Source organism: Paraburkholderia sp. SUR17, from assembly GCF_029536165.1.
Lineage (GTDB): Bacteria > Pseudomonadota > Gammaproteobacteria > Burkholderiales > Burkholderiaceae > Paraburkholderia > Paraburkholderia kururiensis.
Genome location: NZ_CP120509.1, coordinates 367,890 through 394,518 on the forward strand (window position 1 = coordinate 367,890; position 26,629 = coordinate 394,518).

At 64.4% G+C, this 26,629-nt stretch carries 25 protein-coding genes; 13 read left to right on the top strand and 12 right to left on the bottom strand.

Annotation, left to right across the window (positions count from 1 at the left end; all coding sequences use genetic code 11):
* Nucleotides 1–71: 71 nt before the first annotated feature.
* Entirely contained in the window at nucleotides 72–1,199 is a 1,128-nt protein-coding gene (locus tag P2869_RS19050) for a sugar ABC transporter substrate-binding protein (protein ID WP_026121165.1), read from the bottom strand.
* Between the two features lie 424 nt (nucleotides 1,200–1,623).
* Between P2869_RS19050 and P2869_RS19055 the strand changes: the two genes are divergently transcribed.
* Nucleotides 1,624–2,352, top strand: coding sequence for a FadR/GntR family transcriptional regulator (locus P2869_RS19055; protein ID WP_277599187.1), 729 nt, complete (start codon nucleotides 1,624–1,626; stop codon nucleotides 2,350–2,352).
* A gap of 101 nt (nucleotides 2,353–2,453) precedes the next feature.
* Here the strand turns inward: P2869_RS19055 and P2869_RS19060 are convergent, their stop codons facing one another.
* From P2869_RS19060 to P2869_RS19070, 3 genes are read right to left on the bottom strand one after another with little or no spacing between them, the layout of a single operon-like run.
* Nucleotides 2,454–3,050 carry an NADPH-dependent F420 reductase gene (locus tag P2869_RS19060; RefSeq protein WP_277599188.1) on the bottom strand — a complete coding sequence of 199 codons (597 nt, stop codon included), beginning with the start codon at nucleotides 3,048–3,050 and terminating at the stop codon, nucleotides 2,454–2,456.
* 27 nt (nucleotides 3,051–3,077) lie between these two features.
* The gene (locus P2869_RS19065) at nucleotides 3,078–3,845 is read right to left on the bottom strand and encodes an SDR family oxidoreductase (protein WP_277599189.1); all 768 of its coding nucleotides are present in this window, start codon (nucleotides 3,843–3,845) and stop codon (nucleotides 3,078–3,080) included.
* A gap of 14 nt (nucleotides 3,846–3,859) precedes the next feature.
* Nucleotides 3,860–4,594, bottom strand: a complete 735-nt coding sequence (locus P2869_RS19070; protein WP_277599190.1) for an SDR family oxidoreductase — start codon at nucleotides 4,592–4,594, stop codon at nucleotides 3,860–3,862.
* A gap of 106 nt (nucleotides 4,595–4,700) precedes the next feature.
* Here P2869_RS19070 and P2869_RS19075 point away from each other — a divergent pair, with 106 nt between their 5' ends.
* The 3 genes from P2869_RS19075 to P2869_RS19085 all read left to right on the top strand — a co-directional run bounded on the left by P2869_RS19075 (nucleotide 4,701) and on the right by P2869_RS19085 (nucleotide 7,144).
* The gene (locus P2869_RS19075; RefSeq protein WP_277599191.1) at nucleotides 4,701–5,666 is read left to right on the top strand and encodes a LysR family transcriptional regulator; all 966 of its coding nucleotides are present in this window, start codon (nucleotides 4,701–4,703) and stop codon (nucleotides 5,664–5,666) included.
* Nucleotides 5,667–5,720: 54 nt separating this feature from the next.
* Nucleotides 5,721–6,452: a transporter substrate-binding domain-containing protein gene (locus tag P2869_RS19080; protein ID WP_277599895.1), complete on the top strand. Its 732-nt coding sequence runs from the start codon at nucleotides 5,721–5,723 to the stop codon at nucleotides 6,450–6,452.
* Nucleotides 6,453–6,565: 113 nt separating this feature from the next.
* A complete protein-coding gene (locus tag P2869_RS19085; RefSeq protein WP_277599192.1) occupies nucleotides 6,566–7,144 on the top strand; it encodes a hypothetical protein in 579 nt (192 codons plus the stop codon).
* 328 nt (nucleotides 7,145–7,472) lie between these two features.
* On the opposite strand, the gene P2869_RS19090 is transcribed toward P2869_RS19085, so the two are convergent.
* From P2869_RS19090 to glcC, 3 genes are all read right to left on the bottom strand, one after another.
* Entirely contained in the window at nucleotides 7,473–8,132 is a 660-nt protein-coding gene (locus P2869_RS19090) for a hypothetical protein (RefSeq protein ID WP_277599193.1), read from the bottom strand.
* Nucleotides 8,133–8,222: 90 nt separating this feature from the next.
* Nucleotides 8,223–9,050: an abortive infection family protein gene (locus tag P2869_RS19095; protein WP_175852843.1), complete on the bottom strand. Its 828-nt coding sequence runs from the start codon at nucleotides 9,048–9,050 to the stop codon at nucleotides 8,223–8,225.
* A 400-nt stretch (nucleotides 9,051–9,450) separates the two neighbouring features.
* Nucleotides 9,451–10,221, bottom strand: coding sequence for a transcriptional regulator GlcC (glcC, locus tag P2869_RS19100; protein ID WP_126876055.1), 771 nt, complete (start codon nucleotides 10,219–10,221; stop codon nucleotides 9,451–9,453).
* Between the two features lie 221 nt (nucleotides 10,222–10,442).
* On the opposite strand from glcC, the gene glcD reads away from it, so the two are divergent.
* The 6 genes from glcD (at nucleotide 10,443) to P2869_RS19130 (ending at nucleotide 18,723) form a co-directional block, all read left to right on the top strand.
* Nucleotides 10,443–11,942 (top strand): glycolate oxidase subunit GlcD, encoded by a 1,500-nt coding sequence (gene glcD, locus P2869_RS19105; RefSeq protein WP_277599194.1) that lies wholly within the window; start codon nucleotides 10,443–10,445, stop codon nucleotides 11,940–11,942.
* The gene (gene glcE, locus P2869_RS19110; RefSeq protein WP_277599195.1) at nucleotides 11,942–13,039 is read left to right on the top strand and encodes a glycolate oxidase subunit GlcE; all 1,098 of its coding nucleotides are present in this window, start codon (nucleotides 11,942–11,944) and stop codon (nucleotides 13,037–13,039) included. The genes glcD and glcE overlap by 1 nt, the downstream gene beginning before the upstream one ends.
* Before the next feature lie 16 nt (nucleotides 13,040–13,055).
* On the top strand, nucleotides 13,056–14,300 hold the full coding sequence (gene glcF, locus P2869_RS19115; RefSeq protein WP_277599196.1) for a glycolate oxidase subunit GlcF: 1,245 nt from the start codon (nucleotides 13,056–13,058) through the stop codon (nucleotides 14,298–14,300).
* Between the two features lies 1 nt (nucleotide 14,301).
* Nucleotides 14,302–14,706: a heme-binding protein gene (locus tag P2869_RS19120; protein ID WP_277599197.1), complete on the top strand. Its 405-nt coding sequence runs from the start codon at nucleotides 14,302–14,304 to the stop codon at nucleotides 14,704–14,706.
* Nucleotides 14,707–14,752: 46 nt separating this feature from the next.
* Nucleotides 14,753–16,927, top strand: coding sequence for a malate synthase G (locus P2869_RS19125; RefSeq protein ID WP_277599198.1), 2,175 nt, complete (start codon nucleotides 14,753–14,755; stop codon nucleotides 16,925–16,927).
* A gap of 131 nt (nucleotides 16,928–17,058) precedes the next feature.
* Nucleotides 17,059–18,723 (top strand): L-lactate permease, encoded by a 1,665-nt coding sequence (locus tag P2869_RS19130; RefSeq protein ID WP_026121168.1) that lies wholly within the window; start codon nucleotides 17,059–17,061, stop codon nucleotides 18,721–18,723.
* 68 nt (nucleotides 18,724–18,791) lie between these two features.
* Here the strand turns inward: P2869_RS19130 and P2869_RS19135 are convergent, their stop codons facing one another.
* The 3 genes from P2869_RS19135 to P2869_RS19145 form a co-directional block, all read right to left on the bottom strand.
* Complete coding sequence (locus P2869_RS19135) at nucleotides 18,792–19,658, bottom strand: SDR family oxidoreductase (protein WP_126876049.1); 867 nt, start codon at nucleotides 19,656–19,658, stop codon at nucleotides 18,792–18,794.
* Between the two features lie 96 nt (nucleotides 19,659–19,754).
* On the bottom strand, nucleotides 19,755–20,663 hold the full coding sequence (locus P2869_RS19140) for an alpha/beta hydrolase (RefSeq protein ID WP_277599199.1): 909 nt from the start codon (nucleotides 20,661–20,663) through the stop codon (nucleotides 19,755–19,757).
* Nucleotides 20,664–20,717: 54 nt separating this feature from the next.
* Complete coding sequence (locus P2869_RS19145; RefSeq protein WP_277599200.1) at nucleotides 20,718–21,653, bottom strand: type 1 glutamine amidotransferase domain-containing protein; 936 nt, start codon at nucleotides 21,651–21,653, stop codon at nucleotides 20,718–20,720.
* 137 nt (nucleotides 21,654–21,790) lie between these two features.
* On the opposite strand from P2869_RS19145, the gene P2869_RS19150 reads away from it, so the two are divergent.
* From P2869_RS19150 to P2869_RS19160, 3 genes are all read left to right on the top strand, one after another.
* Entirely contained in the window at nucleotides 21,791–22,378 is a 588-nt protein-coding gene (locus tag P2869_RS19150) for a TetR/AcrR family transcriptional regulator (RefSeq protein ID WP_240658752.1), read from the top strand.
* 117 nt (nucleotides 22,379–22,495) lie between these two features.
* Nucleotides 22,496–23,647 (top strand): TDT family transporter, encoded by a 1,152-nt coding sequence (locus tag P2869_RS19155; RefSeq protein ID WP_126876047.1) that lies wholly within the window; start codon nucleotides 22,496–22,498, stop codon nucleotides 23,645–23,647.
* Nucleotides 23,648–23,769: 122 nt separating this feature from the next.
* Nucleotides 23,770–24,771, top strand: a complete 1,002-nt coding sequence (locus P2869_RS19160) for a malate dehydrogenase (protein WP_277599896.1) — start codon at nucleotides 23,770–23,772, stop codon at nucleotides 24,769–24,771.
* A 57-nt stretch (nucleotides 24,772–24,828) separates the two neighbouring features.
* Here the strand turns inward: P2869_RS19160 and P2869_RS19165 are convergent, their stop codons facing one another.
* Nucleotides 24,829–25,569 (bottom strand): SDR family oxidoreductase, encoded by a 741-nt coding sequence (locus P2869_RS19165; protein ID WP_277599201.1) that lies wholly within the window; start codon nucleotides 25,567–25,569, stop codon nucleotides 24,829–24,831.
* 143 nt (nucleotides 25,570–25,712) lie between these two features.
* Entirely contained in the window at nucleotides 25,713–26,618 is a 906-nt protein-coding gene (locus tag P2869_RS19170; protein WP_277599202.1) for an SDR family oxidoreductase, read from the bottom strand.
* Nucleotides 26,619–26,629: the final 11 nt, after the last annotated feature.

The window sequence follows — 26,629 nt, forward strand, 5'->3', positions numbered from 1 at the left end:
GTTCCAGTCGCTCCCGCTGCTGCGCGTCCTGCGGCATGCTGCGTCTCCCGTCATGTCGTGGGCCAACCGGATTACTGGTTGCCCTGGCTCTGCTTCATGATTTCCTGCGCGGAGAAATTGATGCCGCACGTGGGAAACGAATTGCCGACGAAGAAGTTGTCGGACTCGTTCGGGAAATAGTTGACGCCCGCCTTGAGCTTCGAGTCGTCGGTCACGTCGAGCGGCAGCTTGATCGCCACGGGAATGGTCTGGCCGTCGAGCGCGGCGAGCGCCGTCTTGATTGCCACCGCGACCTGCGCGGGACCGCTCCCGGCGGACGTGCACTTCAAACCCTGGGCGCCGTATTGCGCGCAGAACTTGCGAAAGCCGTTTTCCGTTTCGCCGCCGAACGGCACGAACGGATGCTTCGCGTCGATCATCGCGCGCACGACGCCGGTGTCGCCGCCTTGCGCCGAAATGCCGTCGAAATGGCCCTGCACGGCGATCGCGTCGGCGGTGGCTTTCTGCGCGACGCCGTCGTCCCATTTGCCGTAGACCTGCACCACGTTCCACTTCTTGCCGGTGGCGTCGAGCGTTTTCTGGAAGCCGTTGTGCCGGTCGGTATCCACGGAGGTGCCCGCCACGCCGCGCACTTCGAGCACCTTGCCGCCGTTCGGCAGGTGCCCGGCGAGCCACTTCGCCCACAGCACGCCGAGGCCGTACTGATCGACGTCCACGTTGATCGCGTCTTCGCTGTCGAGCGTGTTGTCGAAGGCGACCAGCACGACGCCCGCTTTCTTCGCACGGCGGATCGCCGGGCCGAACGAGGCGGGATTCTGCGCGTCCACGATGATCGCGTCGTAGCCGGCGTCGATGAAGTTATTGACCGCCGAGATCTGCGCGGGCACGTCCTCGCCGGTCGACACGACCTTGAATTCCTTGAGCTTCGAGGCGACGGCCGGTTGCGCCGTATAGGCCTTCGCCGTCTTGATCATCTGGATACGCCAGGTGTTCGCGATATAGCCGTTCACCAGCGCGACGCGGTAGGGCCCGTTCTTTTTCGGATACTTGACGAACTTCGTGTCGCTCTTCCAGGGGACCATGCAGGTGGGGTCGCTGGACGGCCCGGACACGATGGATGCCTGCGCGAAAGACGCGCCTGCGTACAGCGCCAATGCCGCGGTCGCTGCCGCGCGTAGCACGTGGATTCCTGAAAGCATGTTGTCTCCAGTTTGTTGGATTGAACCTGTTGACCGGTTGCGGGCGCACGGCTTGCCCGGATGGCCGGGACGGTGTGCGTGATGCAGGGAATCTTGCGGAAGTGCTACAGCGGGACCGGATCGGATGCCCCGAACCGGCGAAAAGGATTCTTCAAAGGCGTTCCCTCGAAGCGACTAGAAGGGCCTGCGCAAACGCCTCCCCATCTGACACAACGGATTGTCACTGGCATACCAATCCAGGCGCGATAGTGGTTTACCACGGCGCCCGGTGCTTCCTTTCGGGCCACTGTCCGCGCGGTGATGCCATGCCTTGCGGATCGCTGCCGCACGGGCAGACGGACTCGGCGTGCCGCGGGAAGTGGTATACCATTTTGACGAACTTGTGCTGCCGGCCTGGCGGCACCCATGACTACGGGAAGACTGGATGGCCGATGTTTCGCAAACGCCAAACGGCCGCGTCGCCGATGCGGAAGCGGCCGACCGTTCGTACGTCGGGCTGGCGAGCCAGATCTACGATCTGATCGTGGCCGGCGACGTCGGGCCGCGCGCGCGTCTGCCTTCTGAGCGCACGCTGGCCGAGCGCTTCGGCGTGAGCCGCACGCAGGTGCGCGAAGCGATCATCGCGCTGGAAGTGCAGGGCGTGGTCGAGGTGCGCGTGGGCTCGGGCATCTACGTGGCCGAGGCGGCGCAAGCGCGATCGATCGGGTTCGAACTGTCGCGTGGATCGGGTCCCATAGAGACGCTGCGAGCACGCGCGGTGATCGAAAGCGAAATCGCGGCGCTCGCCGCCACCGAGCGCAGGGATGCCGATCTGGACCGGCTCTTCGCCGCCATGCGGGCAATGCGCGAGAACATGGACGACAAGGCCGCGAACGAGGCTGCGGATCGCGAGTTCCATCTGGCGATTGCGCGGGCAACGGGCAACGGCATGCTGCAAGGCGTGGTGACGGCGATGTGGGACAACTCGCGCGCAGACCCTCTGTGGCAAAAGATCGAGGAGCATTTCCATACGCCTGCGCTGCGCGCGGCTTCGCAGGACGACCATCAGCGTATTTTCTCGGCCATTCTGGCGCGCGATGCGACCGGCGCGCGCACGGCGATGCAGGCCCATCTGACGCGTGTGATCGAAGAGTTTACGCAGGCGTGGCGGTAGACGGTGTCTTGCGGGTGGGGCGAGTGCCGCCGTTGCCGTTGTTGGGGGCATCGAATCCCGTCACGACTGCCGGCGGCGTCAGGCGTCGACGCCTCTCTTCATCAGTCGAACTTGACCAGGTCCTTGAAGATCAGGTGACCCCAGCTCTCTCCGCGCGCGTGTACAAGCAGTCCACCTTCCGACAGCCCGCCAAGCTTGACCGGCGCGAAACCCAGGTCTTCCGCGAGCGCGCCAACCTCCGCTGCGGCGCCGTCGTCGTCGCTCGCGAGGAACACGACTCGCCTGCCACCGTGTACGGCCGGATCCTGGGCAAGGACGGAGGCGCCCAGATGGTTGAAGCCCTTCACGAGCCTCGCTCCAGTGAACGCTTTCGCGACGAAAGCCGAGGACGGAAGACCGTCCAGTTCCTCTGGCGGCGCGAACGTGTTCATCGCGTCGATGATGGTCTTTTCTTTCCAGCTGGGCAGCGCCTTCGCGACCTCCGGGTGCGACTCGAAACGGATTGCCAGAAAGATGACGTCCGCCTTGACGGCTTGCGCCAGGGTTTGGGGAATGATCGTAGGTCCGATGGCTGCTGCATCGGACGCAAAACTTGCCGGGTCGCGCGTGGTTGCAACGGATACTTCGATGCCCTTGCGGGCGAACGCTCTGGCCAGTGCGTGGCCGATCTTGCCGAAGCCAACGATTGCGTAACTCATCTGTTTCTCCTTCGTTTCCCGGCGCGCTCAGAGCTTGTAACCACCGCTCGCTTCAATCGTCTGGCCGGTCACCCAGTGGCCTTCATCGGAGGCCAGGAACGCCACGACGGCGGCGATTTCCGAAGGCTCGCCAAAGCGGCCCAGCGCGATTTGCGCCTCGACCGCTTTGACGAGTTCCGGACGCTTCCGAAACTCCGCGTTCGCATCCGTTCGCGTGTAGCCTGGCGCTACGGCGTTCGCCGTGATGCCACGTGGCCCCAACTCGATTGCGAGCGTATGGGTCAGGGTGTTGATGGCCGCCTTCGCCATCGAGTAGACGGGCGCGGCCGTCACGGGCTTCGTGGCGGCCGCAGAAGAAATGTTGATGATGCGTCCACCATCGGCGAGACGATCGAGCGCGGCCTGAATGATGAAGAAGGGCGCGCGGGCGTAGACCGCCATCAGGGTATCCCAGCTTTCCGGCGTCGCGTCCTTGAAGCCCACCCAGCCGGAATTGCCCGCGTTGTTGACCAGAATGTCGAGCGTTTTGCTGCCGTTGCGCCTGGTGAACTCGCCGTCGAGTGTCTCGAACAAAGCCGGGATGGTCGCTGCATCAACAAGATCCGCATGGATCGCGAACGCGGTGCCTCCCGCTTTCTCTATGGCGGCGATCACCTCGTCTGCGCTGGATTTGCTGGCGTTGTAGGTTAGCGCGACCATTGCACCGTCTTTTGCAAGACGTTCGGCGATGGCGCGGCCAATGCCCCGTGATGCCCCGGTAACGAGCGCTGTTTTGCCTTCTAGCGATTGCGTCATTTGATTTCTTCTCCTCAGAGTTGTGCCAGGCCACCGTCGACGGCGACCTCGCTGGCGGTCATGAAGCTGCTGTCCGACGACGCAAGAAAGGCGGCCACCGCGCCGATCTCCGCGGGATCGGCCATACGCTGGAGCGGCGTCATCGCACCGTAGGCCTTCTGGCCCTCTTCCCCTAACGCCTCCTTCGCCAGTTCGGTCGCCGTCGCCCCGGGCGACAGCACGTTCACCCGGATACCGGTGCCCTTCAGGTCCTCTGCCCAGGTTCGCGCGAGGTTGCGCACCGCTGCCTTGCTCGCGCTGTAGGCCGTGAATCCTGGGGCGCCCGTGGTGCCCGCACTCGATCCAGTCAGGATGATCGAACCGCCCTGGCCCATCAGCGGCAGCGCCTTCTGGACCGTGAAGATCGTGCCCTTCACGTTGGTGTCGAAAGTCTCGTCGATGTGTTCGGCGGTGATCTGGCCGAGTGGAAGCGGGCTTCCCGCCCCGGCATTGGCGAAGACGATGTCGAGGGTTCCGCGCTCGGCCTTCACGGCCGCGTAGAGCCGGTCGAGGTCGGCCAGATCGGAGACCGAGCCTTTCACCGCGCGGGCATAGGGCCCGAGTTCGGCGACAGCAGTATCGAGCGCGTCCTGCCGGCGGCCGAAAATGAAGACGAACGCGCCTTCCTCGATGAAGCGCTTTGCTGCGGCGCGGCCGATGCCGGTTGCGCCGCCGGTGATCACAGCGGTCTTTCCATTCAGTCTGTTCATGTCGTGCATCCTTCGAAACAACAGCGGGAAACACGATTCTGGCGCTCTTGATTCATGAAGCCAATTGACTAAATATCTATAGCTGTCATCTACTTTTTGGATACCCATGCTCGACAACGTCACCATCAATCAACTTCGGGCCTTCGTTGCCGTGTGTGATGAGGGAAGCTTTTCCGGGGCTGCGCGGGAACTGAGGCGAGCGCAGTCGGCGATCAGTCACGCGATCAACGCGCTCGAGCGTGCCTTCGATGTGATGCTGTTCGAGCGCAACACGCGCAAAGCGACGCTTACGGCTGCGGGCCGCAGTCTTCTGCCCGATGCTCGCGGGGTGATCTCACGCACCGAGGAAATGAAGATGCGCGCGGTGGCGATTGCCGAAGCCGGCGTCCCCCAGGTCTCGATTGCCGTGGATACCTATTTCCCGCGCGCGCACCTGATCGAATGCCTGCGCACCGTGCAGGCGGACTTTCCGACGGTTGCCATCAATCTGCGCATGACGACCATGCAGGGCGGCGAGCGTCTGGTTCTCGACGGCACGTGTGCATTGGCGGTGACGATCATGGACGTGCCGGAACTGAGCCCAGGCACCATGGAACGACAGCATTTATGTGACGCCCAAATGGTGACCGTCTGCGCGCCATCGCATCCGCTGGCCGCAATCGCGGGGTCCATCCCGCGCGAGGAATTTGGGCGGCACATCCAGCTTGTCGTCACCGACAATCAGCCCGATGCGGAAAAGACACAACAAGGGGTCGCCAGCGAACGCCAGTGGTGGGTGAATGATCTCGGCGCGAAGCACGATCTGCTCAGGGGTGGCTTGTGCTGGGGGCACATGCCGCGTCATATGGTTGCGGACGACCTTGCGAGTGGAACACTTGTCGAACTCCGACGGCGTGCATGGCACATGCGCGCGCTCACATTCATGGTCTCGCAGCGGCGTGGGTACTCGTTTTCTGGATGCGAGACACGGCTGGTCGAACTGCTTGCCAATCCTCAGCGCTTGGTGAAGGATGCCAGCCGGCGCGCCGTCTCTGGCAAAGGCAGGAAAAGCGATGCCCGCGCAGGCAAATAAAATTGTCGACCATCGGCTGATGTGATGGCCGCTTCCATTTCGCGAGAAACAGCGATGAAGGTAACGATTGCGTATATCGAAGAACCGCCGTTCGGTTGGACGAAAGCAGACCGTGCTGCAACTGGCGCGGACATTGACCTGGCCGAAGTGATTCTTCGGGCAATCGGAGTAACCCGCATAGAGCATCGCCTGACGACGTTCAGTGAACTGTTGCCCGGCGTTGAAGCCGGCCGCTGGGATATGAATGTTCCGCTCTTCGTGACACCCGAACGTGCCAATCTGGTCGCCTTCAGCGTGCCGGTATGGGCGATAGGGGACGGGTTTCTGGTTCGGGCGGGAAATCCGAAAGCGCTCGACAGCTATGCGTCACTCGCCCAACGCGACGATGCGCGCCTGGGCATCATTGCGGGACAGGTGCAACATGACTCGGCGAGAGCGTCGGGTGTAAGCGAAGATCAGATAGTTGTCTTCGAGCATCAGGCCGATGCTATTGCTGCCGTTCGCTCGGGGGCGATCGACGCGTATGCGAGCACAGCCCTGGGAAATCGCATCGTGGCGCAGCGTATGGGCAGTTCGATGCTCGAGGCCGTGGAGCATGAGCCGGGCACGAATGGCACGCAACGGGCGCTTCCGTTCGGAGCGTTCTCGTTTAATCGAGGAAACAGCGATTTGCTCAATGCGGTAAACGCGCAGCTTCGGGCATATCTGGGTTCGCCGGACCATCGCGCGCGCATGTCGAAATTCGGTCTGACACGCAATGAGATCGATCCCGTTCTCGCCGGGTGAGTGTGGGGCGGGTTTGACCAACTTCGGGCGGTCTCATGGGTGACGCTTACGCGTCCCATGCGTGGTGATGGCGGGAAAGGCTATTCAATGATTCAACCAGGACGGCAAACGAGATGAATCTGAAACGCGTGTTTCTTGTGTCGATGCTTGCAGTGCTAATGCTGCCGCTTGCTGCGCTCGCTTTTGTGAAACCACTTCGCGTTGCCGTGCCATCGCTCATGCCGGGGATATCGTGTCCGCGTCCGAACATCTGCACCGACAGCGTTGCTCGACTTGAAGACGCGCAACGACTGTACGAAAGCGGAATCTCTACGGCAGCGGCTGCGGTCGGTCCGTTTCGGCAGGTGCCCCAGGTCGTGTTTTGTACGACCTCATCCTGTGCCGATTTATTTGGACTGGGGCAGCGCGCGGCAGAAGCCGTAGGGAATTTGGGACTGGTTATCGCGCCTCGTGGCTGGAAGGCGTTTTATCTTGCACACGAGCTGATCCACTACCGGCAAGCAGAATCAATGGGAAATCTGGCCGTCGCAACTAAGCCAAGGTGGCTGATCGAAGGCATGGCGTACTCCTTGAGCGGCGACCCGCGGCGCCCACTTACGGCTCCCTTTGAACAATGGCGCTCCCAGTTTGAAACATGGCGTGCGAGCCTGGGCGATCGAGATCTATGGGATGCGGCGAGGGGCGTACGTTGAAACCGGGGCGTGATTAATGGCGTTTTTTCGCGGTTTCGATGCAGTGGTCGAATCGTTGGTGGGTGTGTCACGAACGGGCGCTGAGTGTGCCCAAGGCCTTTGTGTTGATTGTGTAGCGTTGAGCGAAGGATCGGGAAATGTGGGGCATGCCTATGAATGTCCGTTGTGGAGAAACGCAAGGTGCCGCTACGGGTCGACTCATCGCGTTTGTATGAGTCTTGCGCCCGGAGCGATCGTCACGCTCGGGTGTTGGGGGCTTGACGGGTCAGAAGCGGACGGTCAACGCCTGAGTTTAGCCGCGCGGCGAAGCGGCGAGGGCTTGGAATTGTTAGGTTGCCCTTGCGTACTCTCCTGCAAACGTGACGTTCATGCCGAAGCACCCATTGAACCCTTCCTCTTCAAAAACTAGGCCATTCTCGACGAAGCGCAGAACGGCCCTGTACGGCCTTTCCTTTCCGAGTAAGTGATCCTCGTACCGCACGACGCCGCCGTCTGGCGTAGCGAGAAAGTCCAGGGTGCCGATGTTAGGACCGTACTCCCGATTGGTTCCCCACAGAGCTTCGCCGACCACGCGGACATCGCCGTTAGGCAGGGTGTGAATAGTCAGTTCGGCGCTACTGACGCCCCCGCCAATACGGATGTAATGGTTCGCTGAGCTTTGCCGTGGTTGGGAAAGGACCTCGCCGAAGGCGACCGGCTGGGAAAAGGCAGAGGTAAGGGCTTGATCGAGTTCCTCACGAAAGTGCCGAATCTCAGCAGCCGTGAAGTTCTTGCTCTGCCGGGTGGTACTGTCGTATTTGTCGTGACATGGCATGCATAAGAAGACGAGGTTATCTTCAGCAGCATTAGCCGAATCCTGATCTATATGCGCGATCTGGCCCTGCTTAATGCTTGTGTCACGGTTGAGTCCATAGCAAATGCAACAACGTCGCCGTGAGCGCGTAAGAACACTAGCTTGAACATCATCAGAGATTCGTTTACGAGTCATCTGTCTGGACAACCTAACGCCTGAGCTCAGCCGCCGACAGCCCGCGCAGCGGGATGACGGTCGGCTGCAGCGAAATATTAGGGGACAAGCTCATGGACTCAAAGCATCCAGCATCAGCGATGCAATGTTGCCCATGGACTCCACAGAAAATGTTGCCTGCATCGGCGTAATCCCGCTGACCCATGGCCGACCGTGCCCCGTGCCTTCCTTATTGCGGAGCGCATTTAAGGCACAGCCGAGCTCATATGCAGCGCGCTCCATACGCTTATGCGCAGGCTCTCCTGAAACGACGGCATCACTTGGGGTTGCCAAACCGAGAGCGGTGAATGCTTGCCCTAACAGTGTCGGAAAGTTCGACGTACTCGGATAACTACCCCACTTTTGAACGAGCACGTGGGCAGCTGTTGCCTCAAGTAGGTCTTTGGCTGTTCCAGCGAGAAGCGGACTGTCCAAGGCTCCTCGACGTGCACGATCGGCGTACGTGCGCAATGCAGCAGTGCGTTCCTTACCTCTCAAGGAATCAAGGACCTTTGGCTGGAGTGATCCGTCTGGCAATAGGTCCCACCCTTGTGTGGTGAAAGCCGAGGCAAGATTTGCAACAGCCTCAGCGCCACAATAGTTGGTGGAGGTTTCGCGGAACCCACCGTGGCCTTGAACCGTGGCAACAAGACCAGCTACAAGTGTTTCTCCGGCGGCAGGGTTATTCGAAAGCGCCCAACTTAAGACTCCACGAACGCGCTTTGATTTTCCGACTGGTTTGCCGTTTGTCCGACCCGGATCGGCAGACGCCAAGCCGGCTTTGTCGATTTGGAATTCGATATCCGAGTGCGCTGGGTCGCGCCGGTCGCCTTGAGAATCGTCGACAAGCTGAGAAACTGCCACGACGATAGCGTCTGTAAGTGGTGGCCGATTCGCCATGATGCGGTTCTTGTCCCCTAACTACTGAATAGGCGGACCCGTGAGTCCGGTTACACATACGCGATCGCGCCAAGAAATTCTGACACAACCCATTGTTCTGAATGAAGCTTATCTTTGCGGGGCCCGGCTAACAACCGAGCCTATAGTCGGACGAAGAGCTGGGCTCGTGAACGACTCCTTCGGCTCGACCCCACCCACGCATCTAAAAGCGGCGCACCGCAAATATCTCAACCCCGCGCCGCCGCCAATTAGCCATCCTGAAGACGACAGCGTTTCCATCTAGCCTTTCTCTACAAGCCTAACCCCTCAATTCCGCCCCGCCGTCCATCTCAGCGTTAGCACGCATCCTGCAGCCCCCCCCCAAAAAAGCGACCGGCCAAACAACAAAACCCACCACCCCTCAAGTCCACCCCTCAAGCCGCAGCGTTGCCCGCACGAGCCTCTGCTCTTCGTTCTCAATCTCGTGAAGATAATCAACGACGTTGCGGATGTGCTCGCTCGCCGCCCGGCGCGCCTGCTCGGGCAACCGTCCCGTGACGGCGTTATAGAAGCGCGCGTGCTGTCGGTCGATCTGCTTCTTCAGCGGCTCCCGGTGGTAGAGGTTGTTGACCGACGCGAACACCGAACTCAGCAGCAGGTCGGTAAGCGACTGCAACGTATTGACGAGAACGGGGTTGTGCGACGCCTCGTAGATCGCCCGGTGAAACGCGTGATCGAGCCTGGCCCGTTCGGCGGGCGGTAGATTCTGAGCCTCAGGCGCGTTCATTTCCTCATAGCGCCTCGTGATGAGGATGAAGTCCGCTTCCGTGCCGCGCAGCGCCGCCAGTCTGGCGGCTTCGGCCTCCAGCATGCCGCGCACCTCGAACAGGTCGTAGAGCGTGCGTGGCTGCGACGCGAGCAGGTGCATCATCGGCGTGATGTGCTCCTGCGGCGTGAGGTTGGCGACGAACGACCCCTTGCCGTGCTGCGTTTCGATGATGCCGCGTGCGCGCAGCACCTTCATGCCTTCGCGCAGCGCGGTGCGCGAGACCCCCAGCTTTTCCGTGAGGCGGCGCTCCGAGGGCAGCGCCTGGCCCACCTTGAGCACGCCGTCGACGATCAGTTTCTCGATGCGCTCGGCCACCACGTCGGCAACGCGCCGGGCGCCGGCCGTCTGTTCCTTGCTATTCATGCTGGTATGACCACTTTTTAAGGGATAGCCTGATTATCTCATAAGTACATGAATTTATTGGAATAGATGGAAATAATGGAGCCCCTGTAATGGCGCTTGAAAAAGAACTGGTGTGACCAGTGCGGAAGGGGGTAGACAGCGGCGCGCCCAGCCCCAAGAATCGCGGGCATTCGAGACGCCGGGGTGCGGCAAGGGGAGGCACCCGCGATGGAGACAATGCAATGAGCTTTACCTACGACGAGGCGATCGACGGCCCGCTGCCGACGGTGGACCGCGCCGAACTCGCCGCGGCGCTGCGCGTCCGCGCGCCCGCGCTGGAAATCCTGACTGACCGCGAAGATCTGCGGCCCTTCGAATGCGACGGCCTTGCCGCCTATCGGACGGTGCCGCTGCTCGTCGCGCTGCCGTCCACCATCGAGGAAGTACGCGCGGTGCTCATGGAGGCCACGGCGCGCGGCGTGCCCGTGGTGGCGCGCGGCGCGGGCACCGGGCTTTCGGGCGGCGCGATGCCGCTCGAAAGGGGCATCCTGCTCGTGATGGCGAAGTTCAACCGCATTCTGGATATCGACGCCGACGCGGGCACCGCGCGCGTGCAGCCGGGCGTGCGCAATCTCGCCATCTCGCAGGCCGCCGCGCCGCATGGCCTGTACTACGCGCCCGATCCGTCGTCGCAGATTGCCTGCTCGATCGGCGGCAACGTCGCCGAGAACGCCGGCGGCGTGCACTGCCTCAAATACGGTCTCACGGTCCATAACATCCTGAAGGTCGACGTGCTGACCATCGACGGCGAACTCGTCACGCTCGGCTCCGAGGCGCTCGACAGCCCCGGCTTCGACCTGCTCGCGCTCTTCACCGGCTCGGAGGGCATGCTCGGCGTGGTGGTGGAAGTCACCGTGAAGCTGCTGCCGAAACCGCAGAGCGTGAAGGTCCTGATGGCCAGTTTCGACGACGTCGAACGCGCGGGCGGCGCGGTGGCGAAGATCATCGGCGCGGGGGTGATCCCGGGCGGCCTCGAGATGATGGACAACCTGGCCATCCGCGCGGCCGAAGACTTCATTCACGCGGACTATCCCGTGGACGCCGAGGCGATCCTGCTGTGCGAACTCGACGGCGCGTGCGACGACGTGGAGGAAGACGCCGAACTGGTGGGCGCGCTGCTGCGCGAGGCCGGCGCGAGCGACCTGCGCGTGGCGCGCGACGAGGCCGAGCGGCAGCGCTTCTGGGCCGGCCGCAAGAACGCGTTCCCGGCGGTGGGGCGCATCTCGCCGGACTACTACTGCATGGACGGCACCATCCCGCGGCGCGAACTGCCACGCGTGCTGAAGGGCATCGCCGCATTGTCGGAGCACTACGGGCTCAAGGTCGCGAACGTGTTTCATGCGGGCGACGGCAACATGCATCCGCTGATCCTGTTCGATGCGAACCAGCCCGGCGAAATGGACCGCGCCGAGGCGCTGGGCGGTCGCATTCTCGAGCTGTGCGTCGAAGTGGGCGGCAGCATCACGGGCGAACACGGCGTGGGCCGCGAGAAGATCAACCAGATGTGCGTGCAGTTCAAGCGCGACGAGATCGAATATTTCCACGCCGTGAAGGCAGCGTTCGATCCGTCAGGCCTGCTCAATCCCGGCAAGAACATCCCCACGCTGCACCGCTGTGCCGAATTCGGCGCCATGCACGTGCACCGCGGCGGCCTGCCCTTTCCCGAACTGGAGCGGTTCTGATGCGGCGCGAACTGGATTCGATGGACAACAGCGCCGCGCTGATCGCCCAGGTGGAAGCGGCGCTTGCCGCCCGCACGCCGGTGCGCATTCGCGGCGGCGACAGCAAGGCATGGCTTGGGCGTGCCGTGGCGGCGTCGCATGGACATGAGGTGCGCGAGATCGACACGCGCGGCCATCGCGGCATCGTCCACTACGACCCGACCGAACTCGTCATGACGGTGCGCACGGGTACGCCGCTCGCCGACGTGGAGGCCGTGCTCAACGAAGCGGGGCAGATGCTGCCATTCGAGGCGCCGCTCTTCGGCGGCGCGGCCACCGTGGGCGGCATGCTCGCGGCGGGGCTCTCGGGCGCGCGGCGTCCGTGGGTGGGCGCGGTGCGCGACTACGTGCTGGGCTGCCGGGTAATCACGGGACACGCGCGGCACCTGCGCTTTGGCGGCGAGGTGATGAAGAACGTGGCCGGCTACGACGTCTCGCGGCTGATGGCGGGCAGCTTCGGCTGCCTCGGGCTTGTCACCGAGGTGTCGTTCAAGGTGCTGCCGCAGCCGCGCGCCACGCGCCACCTCGCGCTTGAACTTGCGCCGCAGGACGCGCGCCAACGGCTCTTCGGCTGGCGCCGCGACGCGCTGCCCATCACGGGCGCCTGCTACGCCCAGGGCGTGCTGCAACTGCGGCTGGAAGGCGGCACCGGCTCCGTGCGGGCCGCTCGTGAGGCGATCGGCGGCGCTGACGCCGACGCCACCTTCTGGGCCCAACTGCGCGACTTCACGCTGCCGTTTTTCGCAGACGAACGGCCGCTCTGGCGCCTGTCGCTGCCCGCAGGGGTGCCGCTCGAGGCGCCGCTCGCAGCGCTGCCGGGCGACGCGCTGCTCGACTGGGGCGGCGCGCAGCGCTGGCTCAAGACCACCGCCGGCGCCGATGACATCCGCAGCCTCGCGCGCGAGCTTGGCGGCCACGCAACGGCGTTCACCCCTGGCTTGACCGACTCGCCGTTCCAGCCGCTGCCCGACGCCCTGATGCAACTGCACCGGCGCCTGAAGGCACAACTCGACCCGCAGGGAATTTTCAATCCGGGCCGCCTGTACGCGGACCTTTGACGCTGGGTGCCTCACGATGCAAACCAATTTGAGCGAAGCCGCGCAGTCGCTTGCGCGTGCCGAAGAGGCGGAATCCATCCTGCGCGCCTGCGTGCACTGCGGCTTCTGCAACGCCACCTGTCCCACCTACCAGTTGCTGGGCAACGAACTCGACGGGCCGCGCGGGCGCATTTATCTGATCAAGCAGGTGCTCGAAGGGCAGCCTGTGACGGAAAAGACGCGCCTGCACCTCGACCGTTGCCTTAGCTGCCGAAACTGCGAGACGACGTGTCCTTCCGGCGTGCGCTATCACGCGCTGCTGGACATCGGCCGCGCCGAGGTCGAACGGCGCACGGTACGGCCTGCACGCGAGCGCTGGCTGCGGGCCGGGCTGCGTCACAGCGTGTCGCGGCCCGGTGTGTTTGCCGGGCTGCTCGGTGCGGGCCGCGCCGCGCGTGCGCTGCTGCCCGAAGTAGTGCGCGAGAAAATTCCCGCGCACGCGCCCACTGCACGCCCGAGCCCTCGGCCGCCCGCGCGCCACGCGCGTCGCGTGCTGATGCTGGAAGGCTGCGTGCAGCCCACGCTGACGCCCAACACGAACGCGGCTGCGGCGCGCGTGCTCGACCGCCTCGGCATCAGCGTGACGCCTGCGCCCCGGGCCGGTTGCTGCGGCGCCAACGAATACCACCTGAACGCCCAGGAGGCGGGGCTCGCGCGTGCGCGCCGCAACATCGACGCCTGGTGGCCCGCCATCGAAGCGGGCGCCGAGGCGATCGTCATCTCGGCGAGCGGCTGCGGCGCCTTCGTGAAGGAGTACGGCGACCTGCTGCGCTTCGATCCGGCCTATGCGGACAAGGCGCGGCGCGTGAGCGCGCTGGCCCGCGACCTGGTCGAGGTCATCGCCGCAGAGCCGCTCGACGCGTTCGCGCCCGTCGCCGGCAAGCGCATCGCCGTCCATTGCCCGTGCACGCTGCAGCATGCGCAGCGCTTGGGCGGCGCGGTGGAGGGCGTGCTCACGCGGCTGGGCTTCGATCTGACGAGCGTAGCGAACGGTCATCTGTGCTGCGGCTCGGCCGGAACGTACTCGGTTACGCAACCCGCGATCGCGAAGCAACTGCGCGACAACAAGCTCGATGCGCTCGAAGCCGGCCAGCCCGAGGCTATCGTCACGGCCAACGTGGGCTGCCAGACGCACCTGAACGGTGCAGGCCGCACGCCCGTCAGCCACTGGATCGAACTTGTGGATTCCCTGCTTTCCCCCAACCCTCAACCGAACCTCTGACATGCAGACCAAACCCGTGCTCGGCGCCGCCGAGGCACAGCGCATTCTCGAAGCCGCCCGCACTGAAGCCGAGCGCAACGGCTGGGCCGTGGCCATTGCCGTGGTGGACGACGGCGGGCACCCGCTCGCGTTCGCACGTCTGGACGGCGCGGCGCCCATCAGCGCCTACATCGCCCAGGAGAAGGCGCGCACCGCGGCACTCGGTCGCCGCGAGACGAAAGCCTACGAAGAGATGATCAATGGCGGTCGCACCGCCTTTCTTAGCGCGCCACTCTGCGCGACACTGGAGGGCGGCGTGCCGGTGGTCGTCGACGCAGTGGTCGTGGGCGCCGTCGGCGTGTCGGGCGTGAAGTCCGACCAGGACGCACAGGTTGCCAGCGCGGGCGCGAAGAGCGTCGCCGCCTGAGCGTGTATCAGAGTTAAAGAATCAGCCGACGAAGGAAGGAAGCGAAATGATCGAACACCACGGACTTCAGGTCGACGAAGGGCTTGCCCGCTTCATCGAAACAGAAGCGCTGCCCGGCACGGGCGTAGCAGCCGATGCGTTCTGGCAAGGCTTTGCCACGCTCGTACATGAGTTGACGCCGCAGAACCGCGCATTGCTCGCCGAGCGCGAGCGCCTGCAGAACGAACTGGACGGCTGGCACCGCGCGCATCCGGGCCCGGTGCGCGATCTGGCTGCCTACCGCGCCTTCCTCTCGCAGATCGGCTATCTCGTGCCCGCGCCCGCGCAGGTTGCGGCGACCACGGCGAACGTGGACAGCGAGATCGCCTCGCAGGCCGGTCCGCAACTCGTCGTGCCGCTTTCGAACGCGCGCTACGCGCTGAACGCCGCCAATGCGCGCTGGGGCAGCCTGTATGACGCGCTCTACGGCACCGACGCACTGCCCGAAGACGGCGGCGCCACGCGCGAGGGCGCGTACAACCCCGTGCGCGGCGCCCGGGTGGTGGCCTTCGCGCGTGACTTCCTCGACCGCGCCGCGCCGCTCGCCGGCGGCTCGCATCGCGATGCGACCGGCTACGTGGTTGAGGCGGGCGCGCTCGCGGTCAAGACCGCACAGGGCACGCTGGCGCTCGCCGACCCGTCGCAACTGGTCGGCTACCAGGGCGACGCTGCCGCGCCCACCGCCGTTCTCCTGAAGCATCACGGCCTGCACATCGAGATCCAGATCGACGCTTCCACGCCCGTGGGCGCGACCGATCCGGCTCACGTGAAGGACCTGCTGCTGGAGGCGGCCGTCTCCACGATCATCGATTGCGAAGATTCGGTGGCGGCCGTGGACGCCGAAGACAAGGTTGCGCTCTACCGCAACTGGCTGGGCCTGATGCAGGGCACGCTGACGGAGACGGTCGCGAAGGGCGGCCGCACCTTTACGCGCGCCCTGAACGCCGACCGCGCGTACCGCGCGCCGAACGGCTCGGCGCTCACGCTGCACGGCCGCTCGCTGCTGTTCGTGCGCAACGTGGGCCACCTGATGACGACGGGCGCCGTGCTGGACCGCGACGGCAACGAGATTCCGGAAGGCATTCTGGACGGCGTCGTGACGACGCTGTGCGCGATGCACGACCTGAAGTCGAAGCGCAACTCGCGCACGGGTTCCATCTACATCGTGAAGCCGAAGATGCACGGCCCGAGCGAAGTGGCCTTCGCCGACACGCTGTTCGCTCGCGTGGAAGACCTGCTCGGCCTGCCGCGCGCCACGATCAAGATGGGCATCATGGACGAGGAGCGCCGCACCAGCGTGAACCTCTCCGCGTGCATTGCGGCGGCAGCTTCGCGCGTCGCGTTCATCAACACGGGCTTCCTCGACCGCACCGGCGACGAAATGCACACGGCCATGGAAGCGGGCCCGATGCTGCGCAAGGGCGACATGAAGTCCACGGCATGGATCACCGCCTATGAGCGCAACAACGTGCTCGCGGGTCTGGCCGCGGGGCTGCGTGGCCGCGCGCAGATCGGCAAGGGCATGTGGGCGATGCCGGACCTGATGCACGCCATGCTGGAGCAGAAGATCGCGCATCCGCGCGCGGGCGCCAACACGGCGTGGGTGCCGTCGCCCACGGCTGCCACCCTGCACGCCTTGCACTATCACGACGTGGACGTGCAGGCCGTTCAGCAGGACATGGAGCGCATCGACTACCGCAGCGAGCGCGACGCGCTGCTCGACGGGCTGCTCACGGTGCCTGTCGTGGAGCGCGCGCAATGGAGCGACGAAGACATCCGCCGCGAAGTGGAGAACAACGCGCAGGGCATTCTCGGTTATGTCGTGCGTTGGGTGGAGCAGGGCGTGGGCTGCTCGAAGGTGCCGGACATCAACAACGTGGGCCTGATGGAAGACCGCGCCACGCTGCGCATCTCCAGTCAGCACATTGCGAACTGGCTGCGGCATGGCGTCGTGTCGCGCGACTTCGTGCTCGACGTATTCCGCCGCATGGCGGCCGTGGTCGACACGCAGAACGCAGGCGACGCGCACTATCGTCCGATGGCGCCGAACTTCGACGCGTCGTATGCCTTCAAGGCCGCGTGCGCGCTCGCGCTGCAAGGCAAGGACCAGCCGGCCGGCTATACCGAGCCGCTGCTGCATCGGTATCGGCTTGCGTTCAAGCGTCAGGAGCGGGTGGACTGAGCAACGGGGCGGGCGCTTCGGCGCCCGTTTTTTTCGTCTGCTTCGGGCAGCGCCGCATCCCGAAGCAGCGCTTCATTGCGAGCGCGGCAGCATATCGATAAAAGTCCCGTCCACGGGACATTGGAGACATAGTGAATCCCGTTTTGGCCGCTTCGGCATTACCCGCAGGAACCCTGTTCGCGCAGCCGCTGACACCCGTCGGCAACTCGCTTGCGCTGTCGTTTCTCGTCGCCCTCGTTCCGATCGCGGTTGCGCTCGCCATGCTCGGCATTCTGCGCCGGCCCGCCTGGCAGGCCTCGCTCGCGGGGCTGGTGTCGGGCCTCGTGATCGCGATCGGCGTGTGGGGCATGCCCACCGGCCTCGCGCTCGACGCCGTAGGCGCCGGCATGACGCTCGCGCTGATGCCGGTCATGTGGATCGTCGTCAACGCGCTGCTGCTCTACAACATCGCGGTCAAGTCGGGACGCTTCGACCAGTTCCGTCAATGGATGCTCGACCATCTTCCCGACGACCGGCGCCTCGTGCTGCTCGTCGTGGCGTTCTCGTTCGGCTGTCTGCTGGAAGGCATCTCGGGCTTCGGCACGCCGGTGGCGATCACGAGCGCGCTGCTGGTCGGACTCGGCTTTCCCGCCGTCGAGGCGCTCACCTTCACGCTGATCTTCAACACGGCTCCGGTTGCATTCGGCGCGCTTGGTGTGCCCATCACGGTGCTGGGCGCCGTGACGTCGCTGCATCCGCAGACGCTCGGCGCGATGGTGGGCCGCCAGTTGCCGTTCTTCGCGTTCCTGCTGCCGTTCTACGTGGTGGGCATGTACGGCGGCGTGCGTTCCATCCGCAAGCTTTGGCCGGCACTCGTCGTGTCGGGCGGCAGCTTCGCGCTGGCGCAGTTCATCACCTCGAACTTCCTCGGCTATGAACTGACGGACGTGCTCTCGTCGCTCACCTCGCTGATCGTCACGATCAGCTTCCTCAAGGTCTGGAAGCCCGAGCCCGATCCGGCGTTCGCGATCGCACGCGATGCAGGGAGCAATTCGGCTCGCGCGAAGAACCACGCAGACCGTATCGGCTACGGCGGCTGGCTGCCGTGGATCATCGTTTCGGTGGTTGTGATCTTCTGGGTGCATGCGGGCATCGCATCGATCGGCCAGGCGAACGTGAAGTGGCCCGGCCTGCACAATGCCGTCTACATGACGCTCTATCACAAGTCCTATGCGGCGGTCTGGTCGTTTCAGCCGCTCGGAACCGGCACGGCGATTCTGCTTGCCGCGGTGATTACGGCGCTGTGGACCCGCGTGGGATTCGGCGGCTTCCTTGCCTGCGTCGCGCAGACCTGGAAGCAGACGCGCATCGCCATCGTCACCGTGATGATGATCGTGGCGCTGGCCTACCTGCTCAATTACTCGGGCATGAGCTATACGCTCGGCATGGGCGTCGCATCCACGGGTGTGTTGTTCCCGCTCGTTTCGGCCACGCTGGGCTGGATCGCCGTGTTTCTTTCGGGTAGCGACACGTCGGGCAACGCGCTGTTCGGCAACCTGCAGGTGGTGGCCGCGAAGCAGCTTGGGCTGGATCCGGTGCTGATGGCGGCGACCAACTCGTCGGGCGGTGTGATGGGCAAGATGATCTCGCCGCAAAACATCGCGACCGGCGTGGCCACCACGGACCTCAAAGGCAAGGAAGGCGTGGTGTTCGTGCGGACCTTCTGGCACAGCGTGTTCCTGACGCTGGTGCTCGGCGTGCTCGTGTTCCTGCAGCAGCACGTGCTGAGCTGGATGATTCCGACGTTGCCGCATTGAGCGGAGGCTTCAAGCGAGTCCTGCGTCCCGGCTGGCGGCACCTACTGTACCAGCCGGGACGGTCAGCGTCAGCGCGCTGCTTTCCCACCCCAGCTTGCCGCGTGATCCGTTACGAACTGCTCGAAGGTGCGCGGGGGCTGCGCGAGCAGCGTCTCGACATCGGGGCTCACTGCCGCCGCGTGGCCGGCCGCGATAGCGCGATTCAAGCTCATGACGGTTTCGATCGACCACGCGTCCAGCTGCGCTTCCCGCATGGAGGCGATCGCTGCTTCATCCGGCACGGCCACGTAGCCGATGCTGCGTCCCAGCGCTGCGCCAATGCGCTCAACGACGTCGTCGTTGGACAACGCCTCACGGCCGGTCAGCGTGTACGTCTTGCCGGCGTGCGCGGCAGGTTGCCGGAGAATCGAAGCGTTGACGGCCGCTATGTCGCGCACGTCGACGAACGAGACCTTTCCCTCGCCCTGTGGCAGATAAAGCGTCCCTGCGCGGATCGCATCGCCGTAGAACGTCAGATAGTTCTGCATGAAGCAATTTGGCAGCGTCAGCGTGTACGCCATACCGGACTGCTTCACCAACTCGTCGATCTGCCTCTGGACGAGACCCACCGCAGAAGGGTTTGCGGACACGGCTTCGGCCCCCGACGAGCGAACGATGTGCTTGACGCCGGCCATTCTGGCCGCGTCGAGGGCATTGCGGGCCAGTTCGACCATGTCGGCCTGCAGCGGAAGCAGCAGGAACAGGGTGTGGATGCCGCGCAACGCGGGCACGAGGCTCGCGGGGTTCGCGAGATCGGCATGGCGGGTTTCGATGCCTTCAACGGCTTTGCCGGTGGACGACATGGCCACGAGGTTCGCTCCGGCCGCTTTAAGCGCGTTGACGAGTTCGCGGCCTACGGTGCCGGTGGCACCGGTAACAAGAATGGTGTTCGACATGCGGTGTGGGTCCTTGATAGAACGTGAGTTTGAGTACGCTGCCAGCCGTTGGAGCGCGCAGCGTGTGCCTAGGGGGGCAGGTCATCCAGGAGCATTTCAGACGGCGGGGCAGAGGGTTGATTGGGCGTCCAGAACGAAGCGGGCAAAGTCGTCCGGCTTGTCGAGCGAAACGATGTGACCGGCGTCATTCAGAACGATCGTCTTTGCATTCCTGATCAGCTTCACGTTCGCTTCGCGTTCGACCGGACGCGACCAATCGCGATCGCCGTAGACCAGCGTGACGGGGGCGTCGATCCTTGTGTAGCCCTGTCTTGCCGAAACGTAGCTCGGCAAGGCTCTGTACATGGCGCGCGCGAGCTGTGAGTAGCCCGGGCGTTTTCCGCTTTTCAGCAATTCGTCGATGAAGTCCGGCGGCAGGTTGCGCGGGTCGTGAAGGCCGCCTTTGAGGATGCCGGCGAGTGTGGACCGGCTTTCCATGGCCGCGAAAGCCGGCCCGATAACGGGCGCGCGCACGCTCTTGACGACGAGGGACGCGAGCAGATTTGCCCGCTCCACACCCGGAAGATAGTCGTACGGGTTGAAGGCAACGACTTGTTTCACGCGATCGCGGAGTACGGCTGCCGCGGTCAATGCCAACGTGGCGCCTAGCGACTCGCCCACCAGGGTGACGTCGCGCAGATCGAGCCGTTCGATGAAGTTCACGACATGTGTGCGCATTGCCGGCTCTTGATAGTCGGCGCCCGGCACGATTTCCGACCACCCAAAGCCGGGGTAATCGAACGCATACACGGTGAAGCGACCGACGAGCTTCGGGATGACGCGCTGAAACAGGTCCAGCTGGGTACGAAGGGAGTGCAGCAAAACCAGCGCCGGACCGTGGCCCGCGCGCAGATAGCGGACCTGAGGGCCGCCGTTCGTCAACGACATGAAAGCCGGTTTGTGACTGGGCCACCAGTGTTGCGTATAGTCGACTGCGTCTTGAGTAACCATGATTTCCTGATTCATAGGGAATGCGAAGTAAAGTGCGTATTGCTGGCGATTCTGCAGGCGTTAGTGTGGTCAGGCGCGAGCGGTAGCGGTTTGTGCGGCCGGTTGCCCGGAGCCAGAGTCACCGCCCGCGCATCGTGACCGCTCGACTGCCGCAGCGTCGAGCACTGCGGCAAACATGCGGGCAAAGGTGTGGACGTCTCCCGGCCAGCGCGCGGACACGTAGTTGCGGTCGCGCACCACCCAGGCGGGACGATTGTCCGTCGCGGTATCGCGGGCTGTACCGCTCGTCTTGCGTCGGAAATCGGGGTCGCCTGCGGGAACGTCGACGAAGTCCCCGGCGCTGGCGAGGGCGCGCGTGACTTCTTGCTGTACGGACATGTACCCGGCCGGTTGCCCCGCGGCCTCCGTATAGGTGCGGTAATAGTTGCGATCCCAGAAGCGCCCGACATGGGCCAGCACACTTGCCTTGCGTTCGAGCGCCCAGGTGAGCGCCGTGGTCTTTCTTCCGTATAGCACGGAGAGGCCATCGGCCCGCGTGCTGCGGGCGGCCAGCAGCACGCCATGACAGATCGCGGCCACCGGTTTTTCCTCGGCAAAGAAGTCGGTGGTGACGCGCTGAAGGTGAGAACTTTCGAGGTACTCGCGCATGCCGCGCGCCCAGTGTCCGCCGCCCAACAGCAGGCCGTCGAAGTCCTTGTGTCCGATCTGGTCCCAGCGGATGGGGTTCGCAAAGTTCGCGTCACGCTGCATTTCGGCATAGGCGCGCCGGGCGTCCGCGTTGGCACCCAACAGGCGGCCCAGGACGCGGACATTGCGAAGCACCGGGATGCCGCTCCAGGGGTCTAGCCCGATACCAGAGAGCATGATCGGGTCGCAGGCGCCCGGTTTGCCGTCCGGCGTTGCGAAGACGACCTGATGGCCGCGCTGGGTCAGGATTTTCCAGCTCACTGCGACTTCGGAGGGATCGAAATCGCGGCTGGGAAGCGGCAGCAGAATTTGGCTCATGGCGAGAGTCCTTTCGATGGAGACGGTTGGCTCGATTGCCTCGGTTACATCGAAGTCTGGGCTCAGGCGTCGATGTGATGACATATAACATAGCGGCGGCTTGACTGGCCGTCAAGCAAAATGTTATAGATAATCACATGACGAAAAATTCAAACGGAAAAACCTCCGCGCGGGCCGGCTACCATCACGGCGACCTTCGGCGGACGCTGGTGCGAATCGCACGGGAAGAGATTGCGCAGAGCGGTGCCCATGCGGTGTCGCTGGCCTCGCTTGCGCGGCTTGCCGGCGTTAGCCAGCCGGCCCCTTATCGGCATTTTGCGGACCGCGACGCATTGCTCGAGGCGGTCACGACGGAAGGGTTCGACGAGTTCTCGGCGACGCTGGCCGCCGCCGCATCGGCTGGAGAGGCAGGCGGCGCGCTGAAAGCGATGGCGCTTGCCTATGTCGCATTCGGCGAAGCGAATGTCGAACTCTATCGGCTGATGTTCGCGTCGCACCTCGTGCCCAAGGCGGGCTCGGGAAGCGCGCTGGAAGCCGCCGCCGTGGGCGCCTTCAACCGCTTGCGTGAAGCCTTGTCCGCTACGACTCCCGCAGATCGCGTCGACGACGAAGCCCATCTGGTCTGGGCTCAACTGCATGGGCTTGTCATGCTGAAGGCGGACGGCCACATTAAGCGTCCGTTGTCGCAACTGGTGGAGGTATCGAGCCTCTTCACCCGGGGCTGATCATGCCAGGCGTGCCATGCCAATCGGGTATCCCGCAGATACCAAACATGTATTTTTCGTATGGCAGCCCGCGCTCTACATTGCATTCATCCGATGCCTTTGAAGAGGGACACTGCGATGAACGCGAAAACGTATGGCGCATTACCGACGCACCGTCGGCAAGGATGGGCGGAAAGAGTGCGGCAATTCACGCCGAACTGGTTCGCCATGACGATGGGCAACGGGATCGTGTATCTCGTGCTGGCCGGACTGCCGTGGCATTTCGCGGGGCAGACGACGTTGGCCCAGACGCTCTGGGCCGTCAGCATCGCGCTTTATGCCGTCTTCACGGCGATGCTGCTCGGGCGCGGGATCTTCTATCCCGAGACGATCCGGCCGATGCTGCACCACCCGCTGCAGTCGATGTTCCTCGGCGCGGTGCCAATGGGGCTGGCCCCGATCATCAACGGAGTCGTCCTCTTTGCCGGCCCGCATCTGGGCGACGGCGCCTATCAGCTCGCCTATAAGCTGTGGTGCCTCGACGCGCTACTCGCGATCGCAGTGGCCATCGGCGTGCCGTACATGATGTTCACGGCCCAAAGCCATGCGTTCGAGCGCATCACGGCGGTGCTGTTGCTGCCCATCGTCGCGCCCGAAGTCGCTGCGGCCAGCGCCGCCGTGCTGGCGCCGCATGTCGATGCGCAAACGGCCCGCTTCCTCGTGGCCGCCGGCTACGTGCTCTGGGCGCTTTCGGTGCCGCTCGCGTTTAGCGTGCTCACCGTCGTCTTCTTTCGGCTCGTCATTCACAAGCTTCCGCATCGCGACCTCGGCCCGTCGAGCTGGCTCACGCTGGGTCCAATCGGCACCGGCGCGCTCGGTCTGGTGACCCTCGGCCTCGCCGCGCCCGCTGCGTATGCCGGCACGCCGCTCGCCGCCACAGCGCTGGTCGCGCGAGAAATCGGTTTGATCGGCGGCTTGCTGCTGTGGGGCGTGGGCCTCTGGTGGCTGGCCACGGCCGTGCTCTTCACCGTGCGCTATTCCCGCGAAGGCCTGCCCTTCAATCTTGGATGGTGGGGGTTCACGTTCCCCCTCGGCGTCTACACCGTTGCGACCTTCGGGCTGTATCGCGCGACAGGCTTCGCTGTGTTTGCCGTGTTCGGTGGCGTGCTCGCGACGATGCTGGGCGCCTTCTGGGTGGTCGTGCTGTCGCGTACGTTGCGCGGTCTTGCGCGTGGCGAACTGTTCCATGCCCCGTGCCTCGTTGCTCCCTCGCGATCAGCGCTGGTCTGATCCGATCGCTCTCACGCCACGTCGGTCCACGAAGTGTGCGAAACGCGTGGCGTATCGAATGGGCGTGGGAATCCCGGCGATCCCTGTGCCCTTACGTTCCCCTCCCTTGGAGAAATCTCATGATGTCGAAAACCGCACGACGTGTGGCCGTAACCGGCGCCGCCGGCCAGATCGCGTATTCGCTGTTGTTCCGCATCGCACGCGGCGATCTGCTCGGCGAAGATCAGCCCGTCATCCTCCAGTTGCTCGAATTGCCGCAAGCGCTCGAGGCGCTGCGTGGTGTCGTGATGGAACTCGAAGACTGCGCGTTCCCATTGCTGCATTCCATCGAAATCAGTGACGACCCGCGCGTGGCGTTTCGCGACGCCGATTACGCGATGCTCGTGGGCTCGCGTCCGCGCGGCAAAGGCATGGAGCGGCGCGACCTGCTGGCTGCCAACGGCGCGATCTTCCGCACGCAGGGCCAGGCGCTCAACGAGGTAGCGAGCCGCGAGATCAAGGTGCTCGTGGTCGGCAATCCCGCCAATACGAATGCATGGGTGGGCCGCCGCTATGCCCCGGACCTGCCGGCCGACGCGATCTCGGCCATGATCCGTCTCGACCACAATCGCGCCGTCTCGAAGCTTGCCGCGCGCTGCGGCGTCGCGGTGGACGCCGTCAGCCGCATGATCGTGTGGGGCAATCATTCGCCGACGATGTACCCGGACTATCGCTTCGCGCTGATCGACGGGCAGCCGGCGCCGGCACGCGTGGCCGACGAGCAGTGGAACCGCGAGGTCTTCATTCCGGAAGTTGCGCGTCGCGGCACGGCGATCATCGAAGCGCGCGGGGCCTCTTCCGCGGCCTCGGCCGCGAATGCCGCCATCGACCAGATGCGCGACTGGATTCATGGCAGCGCCGACGGCTGGGTGTCGATGAGCGTGCCGTCCGATGGCTCTTACGGTGTGCCCGAAGGGCTCATGTTCGGCGTGCCTGTGATCTGTCGCGACGGCACGTTCGAGAGCGTTGCGGGGCTCGAGATTGACGAGTTCGCTCGCGCGAAGATCGGTGCGTCGGTACAGGAACTGGTGGAGGAATCGCTCGCCGTCGAGGCCGTGCTCTCGGCGCATCGCGGTGAACGTTGATGGACGCATGGGAACGGACACGCCTGTGTCCGTTCTTCCACGCGTTTCATCCGTGATTCAGCACATGCCGCCGTTCGCGCGCACGACCTGGCCGTTGATCCAGCCGCCTTGCGGGCCCACCAGGAAGGCGACCACGCTCGCGATGTCTTCGGTCTGCCCGAGCCGTTCCAGCGGATTCATTTTCGCCATGCGGTCGATAAGTTCGGGGCTCTTGCCCGCGAGGAACAGATCAGTGGCAACGGGCCCGGGCGCCACGGCGTTCACGGTGATACCGCGCCCGCGCATTTCCTGCGCGAGAACCTGTGTGAGTCCTTCGACGGCGCATTTCGTGGCGATATAGACCGCATACGTCGGCAGACGCATACCGGTCACGCTCGTCGTCAGGTTCACGATGCGTCCGCCGTCACGCACCCGGCGTGCGGCTTCGCGCGACACGTTGAACGCACCCTTGAAATTGATGGCCACGGTTCGATCGAACGTGGCGTCGTCAAAATCGACGATCTTTGCCTGATTCATGACACCGGCGCTGTTGACGACCACGTCGATGCTGCCGTACGCCATTTGGGCCGCATCGAACAGGGCGAGGGTGGCTGCCGGATCGGCAATGTCTGCTTTGACGAGCAAGGCGTCGCCACCCGCCTCGCGAATCTTCGCGGCGACTTCTTCTGCGGGACCTGCATGGCTTGCGTAGTTGACGACGACGCGAAAGCCGTCTTGCGCGAGGCGAATGGCGATATCGGCGCCAATGCCGCGCGACGAACCGGTGACGATGGCAACCTTGCCGGACGATGAGGACATACCGCGCTCCTTGAGATGAATGCCCGGTCGCGGTCGGCGGGCATCGCACGACCGGCGCCGGACGGTTGAGTGGATGGCATGTATCGAGATGGCATCGCGCTGCGCCGGCGACGCTGGCACGCGCGCCGACGCAGCGTGCCCGCTCAAGCGGCGGTGTGGACCTGCGGCACGAGCAGCTCGCCTAGCCCTACTCGATGCAGCATCTCGGCCCGCAGCCGGTCCAGGACGGTGAAGCCCACATTCGCGCCGTCTTCGGTGGGGTCGATGTGCACGCGAAACGGCCGCTTGCCGAACGGCGCGTCGACCACCTTCACGATGGCGTCGGCGACGAGGCTCGCATCGGCGTCCGGCGGCACGATGGCGGCGAACGCTTCCTGAACTTCCTTGCCGAAGCCGGCGTACGGTCCTGTTTCGTACTCGGCGGCGCGAGCCTGATCGGCGGGCAGGCCCGCGTGCGGGAAGTGGTTGGTGCCGCGCGTGAAAGCACCCGGCACGATGATCGACGTTTCGATGCCCCAGCGCGACAGCTCGCGCGCGTAGAGTACGGCGATGGCGTCCATGGCGGCCTTCGCGCCGAAGTAGGGCGCAAGGTACGGCGGCGTGCCGCCGGCGGCGCTGCTGCTCGATACCCACACCACGAGCCCTTGCTTCTGGCCGCGCAGGTGCGGCAGCACCGCACGGTTCACGCGCTGCGTGCTCACCACATTGACGTCGTAGAGTTGCGCGTACTGTTCCGGCGTGAACGCTTCGGCCGGGCCGAATGCCATATGGCCGGCGTTGTGGATCAGCACGTCGATGCGTCCGGCGTCGGCGATCACTTTCGCGACCGCCGCCTCCACCGACGCTTCCGACGACACATCGAGTTCCACCGTGCGCAGGTCCGTACCGGCCTCACGCGCGCGAGCCGTCATCTCTTCGGCGACCGGCGCATTGTGGCCGCGCGTGTTGCGCATCGACGCATAGACGGTGTAGCCGGCTTTCGCCAGCGCTTCGGCAGTCAGGCGCCCGAAGCCGCTGGAGGCGCCGGTGATGAGGACGACTTGGTTCATGATCGAATCTC

Coding starts and splice junctions, on each gene's coding strand:
- P2869_RS19060 (WP_277599188.1), bottom strand. CDS start 3,050: ATGAGTTACGCAATCGTTGGCTTCGGCAAGATCGGCCACGCACTGGCC.
- P2869_RS19140 (WP_277599199.1), bottom strand. CDS start 20,663: ATGAATCAGGAAATCATGGTTACTCAAGACGCAGTCGACTATACGCAA.
- glcD (WP_277599194.1), top strand. CDS start 10,443: ATGAGCTTTACCTACGACGAGGCGATCGACGGCCCGCTGCCGACGGTG.
- P2869_RS19065 (WP_277599189.1), bottom strand. CDS start 3,845: ATGACGCAATCGCTAGAAGGCAAAACAGCGCTCGTTACCGGGGCATCA.
- P2869_RS19145 (WP_277599200.1), bottom strand. CDS start 21,653: ATGAGCCAAATTCTGCTGCCGCTTCCCAGCCGCGATTTCGATCCCTCC.
- P2869_RS19050 (WP_026121165.1), bottom strand. CDS start 1,199: ATGCTTTCAGGAATCCACGTGCTACGCGCGGCAGCGACCGCGGCATTG.
- glcC (WP_126876055.1), bottom strand. CDS start 10,221: ATGAATAGCAAGGAACAGACGGCCGGCGCCCGGCGCGTTGCCGACGTG.
- P2869_RS19075 (WP_277599191.1), top strand. CDS start 4,701: ATGCTCGACAACGTCACCATCAATCAACTTCGGGCCTTCGTTGCCGTG.
- glcF (WP_277599196.1), top strand. CDS start 13,056: ATGCAAACCAATTTGAGCGAAGCCGCGCAGTCGCTTGCGCGTGCCGAA.
- P2869_RS19170 (WP_277599202.1), bottom strand. CDS start 26,618: ATGAACCAAGTCGTCCTCATCACCGGCGCCTCCAGCGGCTTCGGGCGC.
- P2869_RS19165 (WP_277599201.1), bottom strand. CDS start 25,569: ATGTCCTCATCGTCCGGCAAGGTTGCCATCGTCACCGGTTCGTCGCGC.
- P2869_RS19070 (WP_277599190.1), bottom strand. CDS start 4,594: ATGAACAGACTGAATGGAAAGACCGCTGTGATCACCGGCGGCGCAACC.
- P2869_RS19160 (WP_277599896.1), top strand. CDS start 23,770: ATGTCGAAAACCGCACGACGTGTGGCCGTAACCGGCGCCGCCGGCCAG.
- P2869_RS19095 (WP_175852843.1), bottom strand. CDS start 9,050: ATGGCGAATCGGCCACCACTTACAGACGCTATCGTCGTGGCAGTTTCT.
- P2869_RS19135 (WP_126876049.1), bottom strand. CDS start 19,658: ATGTCGAACACCATTCTTGTTACCGGTGCCACCGGCACCGTAGGCCGC.
- P2869_RS19150 (WP_240658752.1), top strand. CDS start 21,791: ATGACGAAAAATTCAAACGGAAAAACCTCCGCGCGGGCCGGCTACCAT.
- P2869_RS19055 (WP_277599187.1), top strand. CDS start 1,624: ATGGCCGATGTTTCGCAAACGCCAAACGGCCGCGTCGCCGATGCGGAA.
- P2869_RS19125 (WP_277599198.1), top strand. CDS start 14,753: ATGATCGAACACCACGGACTTCAGGTCGACGAAGGGCTTGCCCGCTTC.
- P2869_RS19080 (WP_277599895.1), top strand. CDS start 5,721: ATGAAGGTAACGATTGCGTATATCGAAGAACCGCCGTTCGGTTGGACG.
- P2869_RS19085 (WP_277599192.1), top strand. CDS start 6,566: ATGAATCTGAAACGCGTGTTTCTTGTGTCGATGCTTGCAGTGCTAATG.
- P2869_RS19120 (WP_277599197.1), top strand. CDS start 14,302: ATGCAGACCAAACCCGTGCTCGGCGCCGCCGAGGCACAGCGCATTCTC.
- P2869_RS19090 (WP_277599193.1), bottom strand. CDS start 8,132: ATGACTCGTAAACGAATCTCTGATGATGTTCAAGCTAGTGTTCTTACG.
- glcE (WP_277599195.1), top strand. CDS start 11,942: ATGCGGCGCGAACTGGATTCGATGGACAACAGCGCCGCGCTGATCGCC.
- P2869_RS19155 (WP_126876047.1), top strand. CDS start 22,496: ATGAACGCGAAAACGTATGGCGCATTACCGACGCACCGTCGGCAAGGA.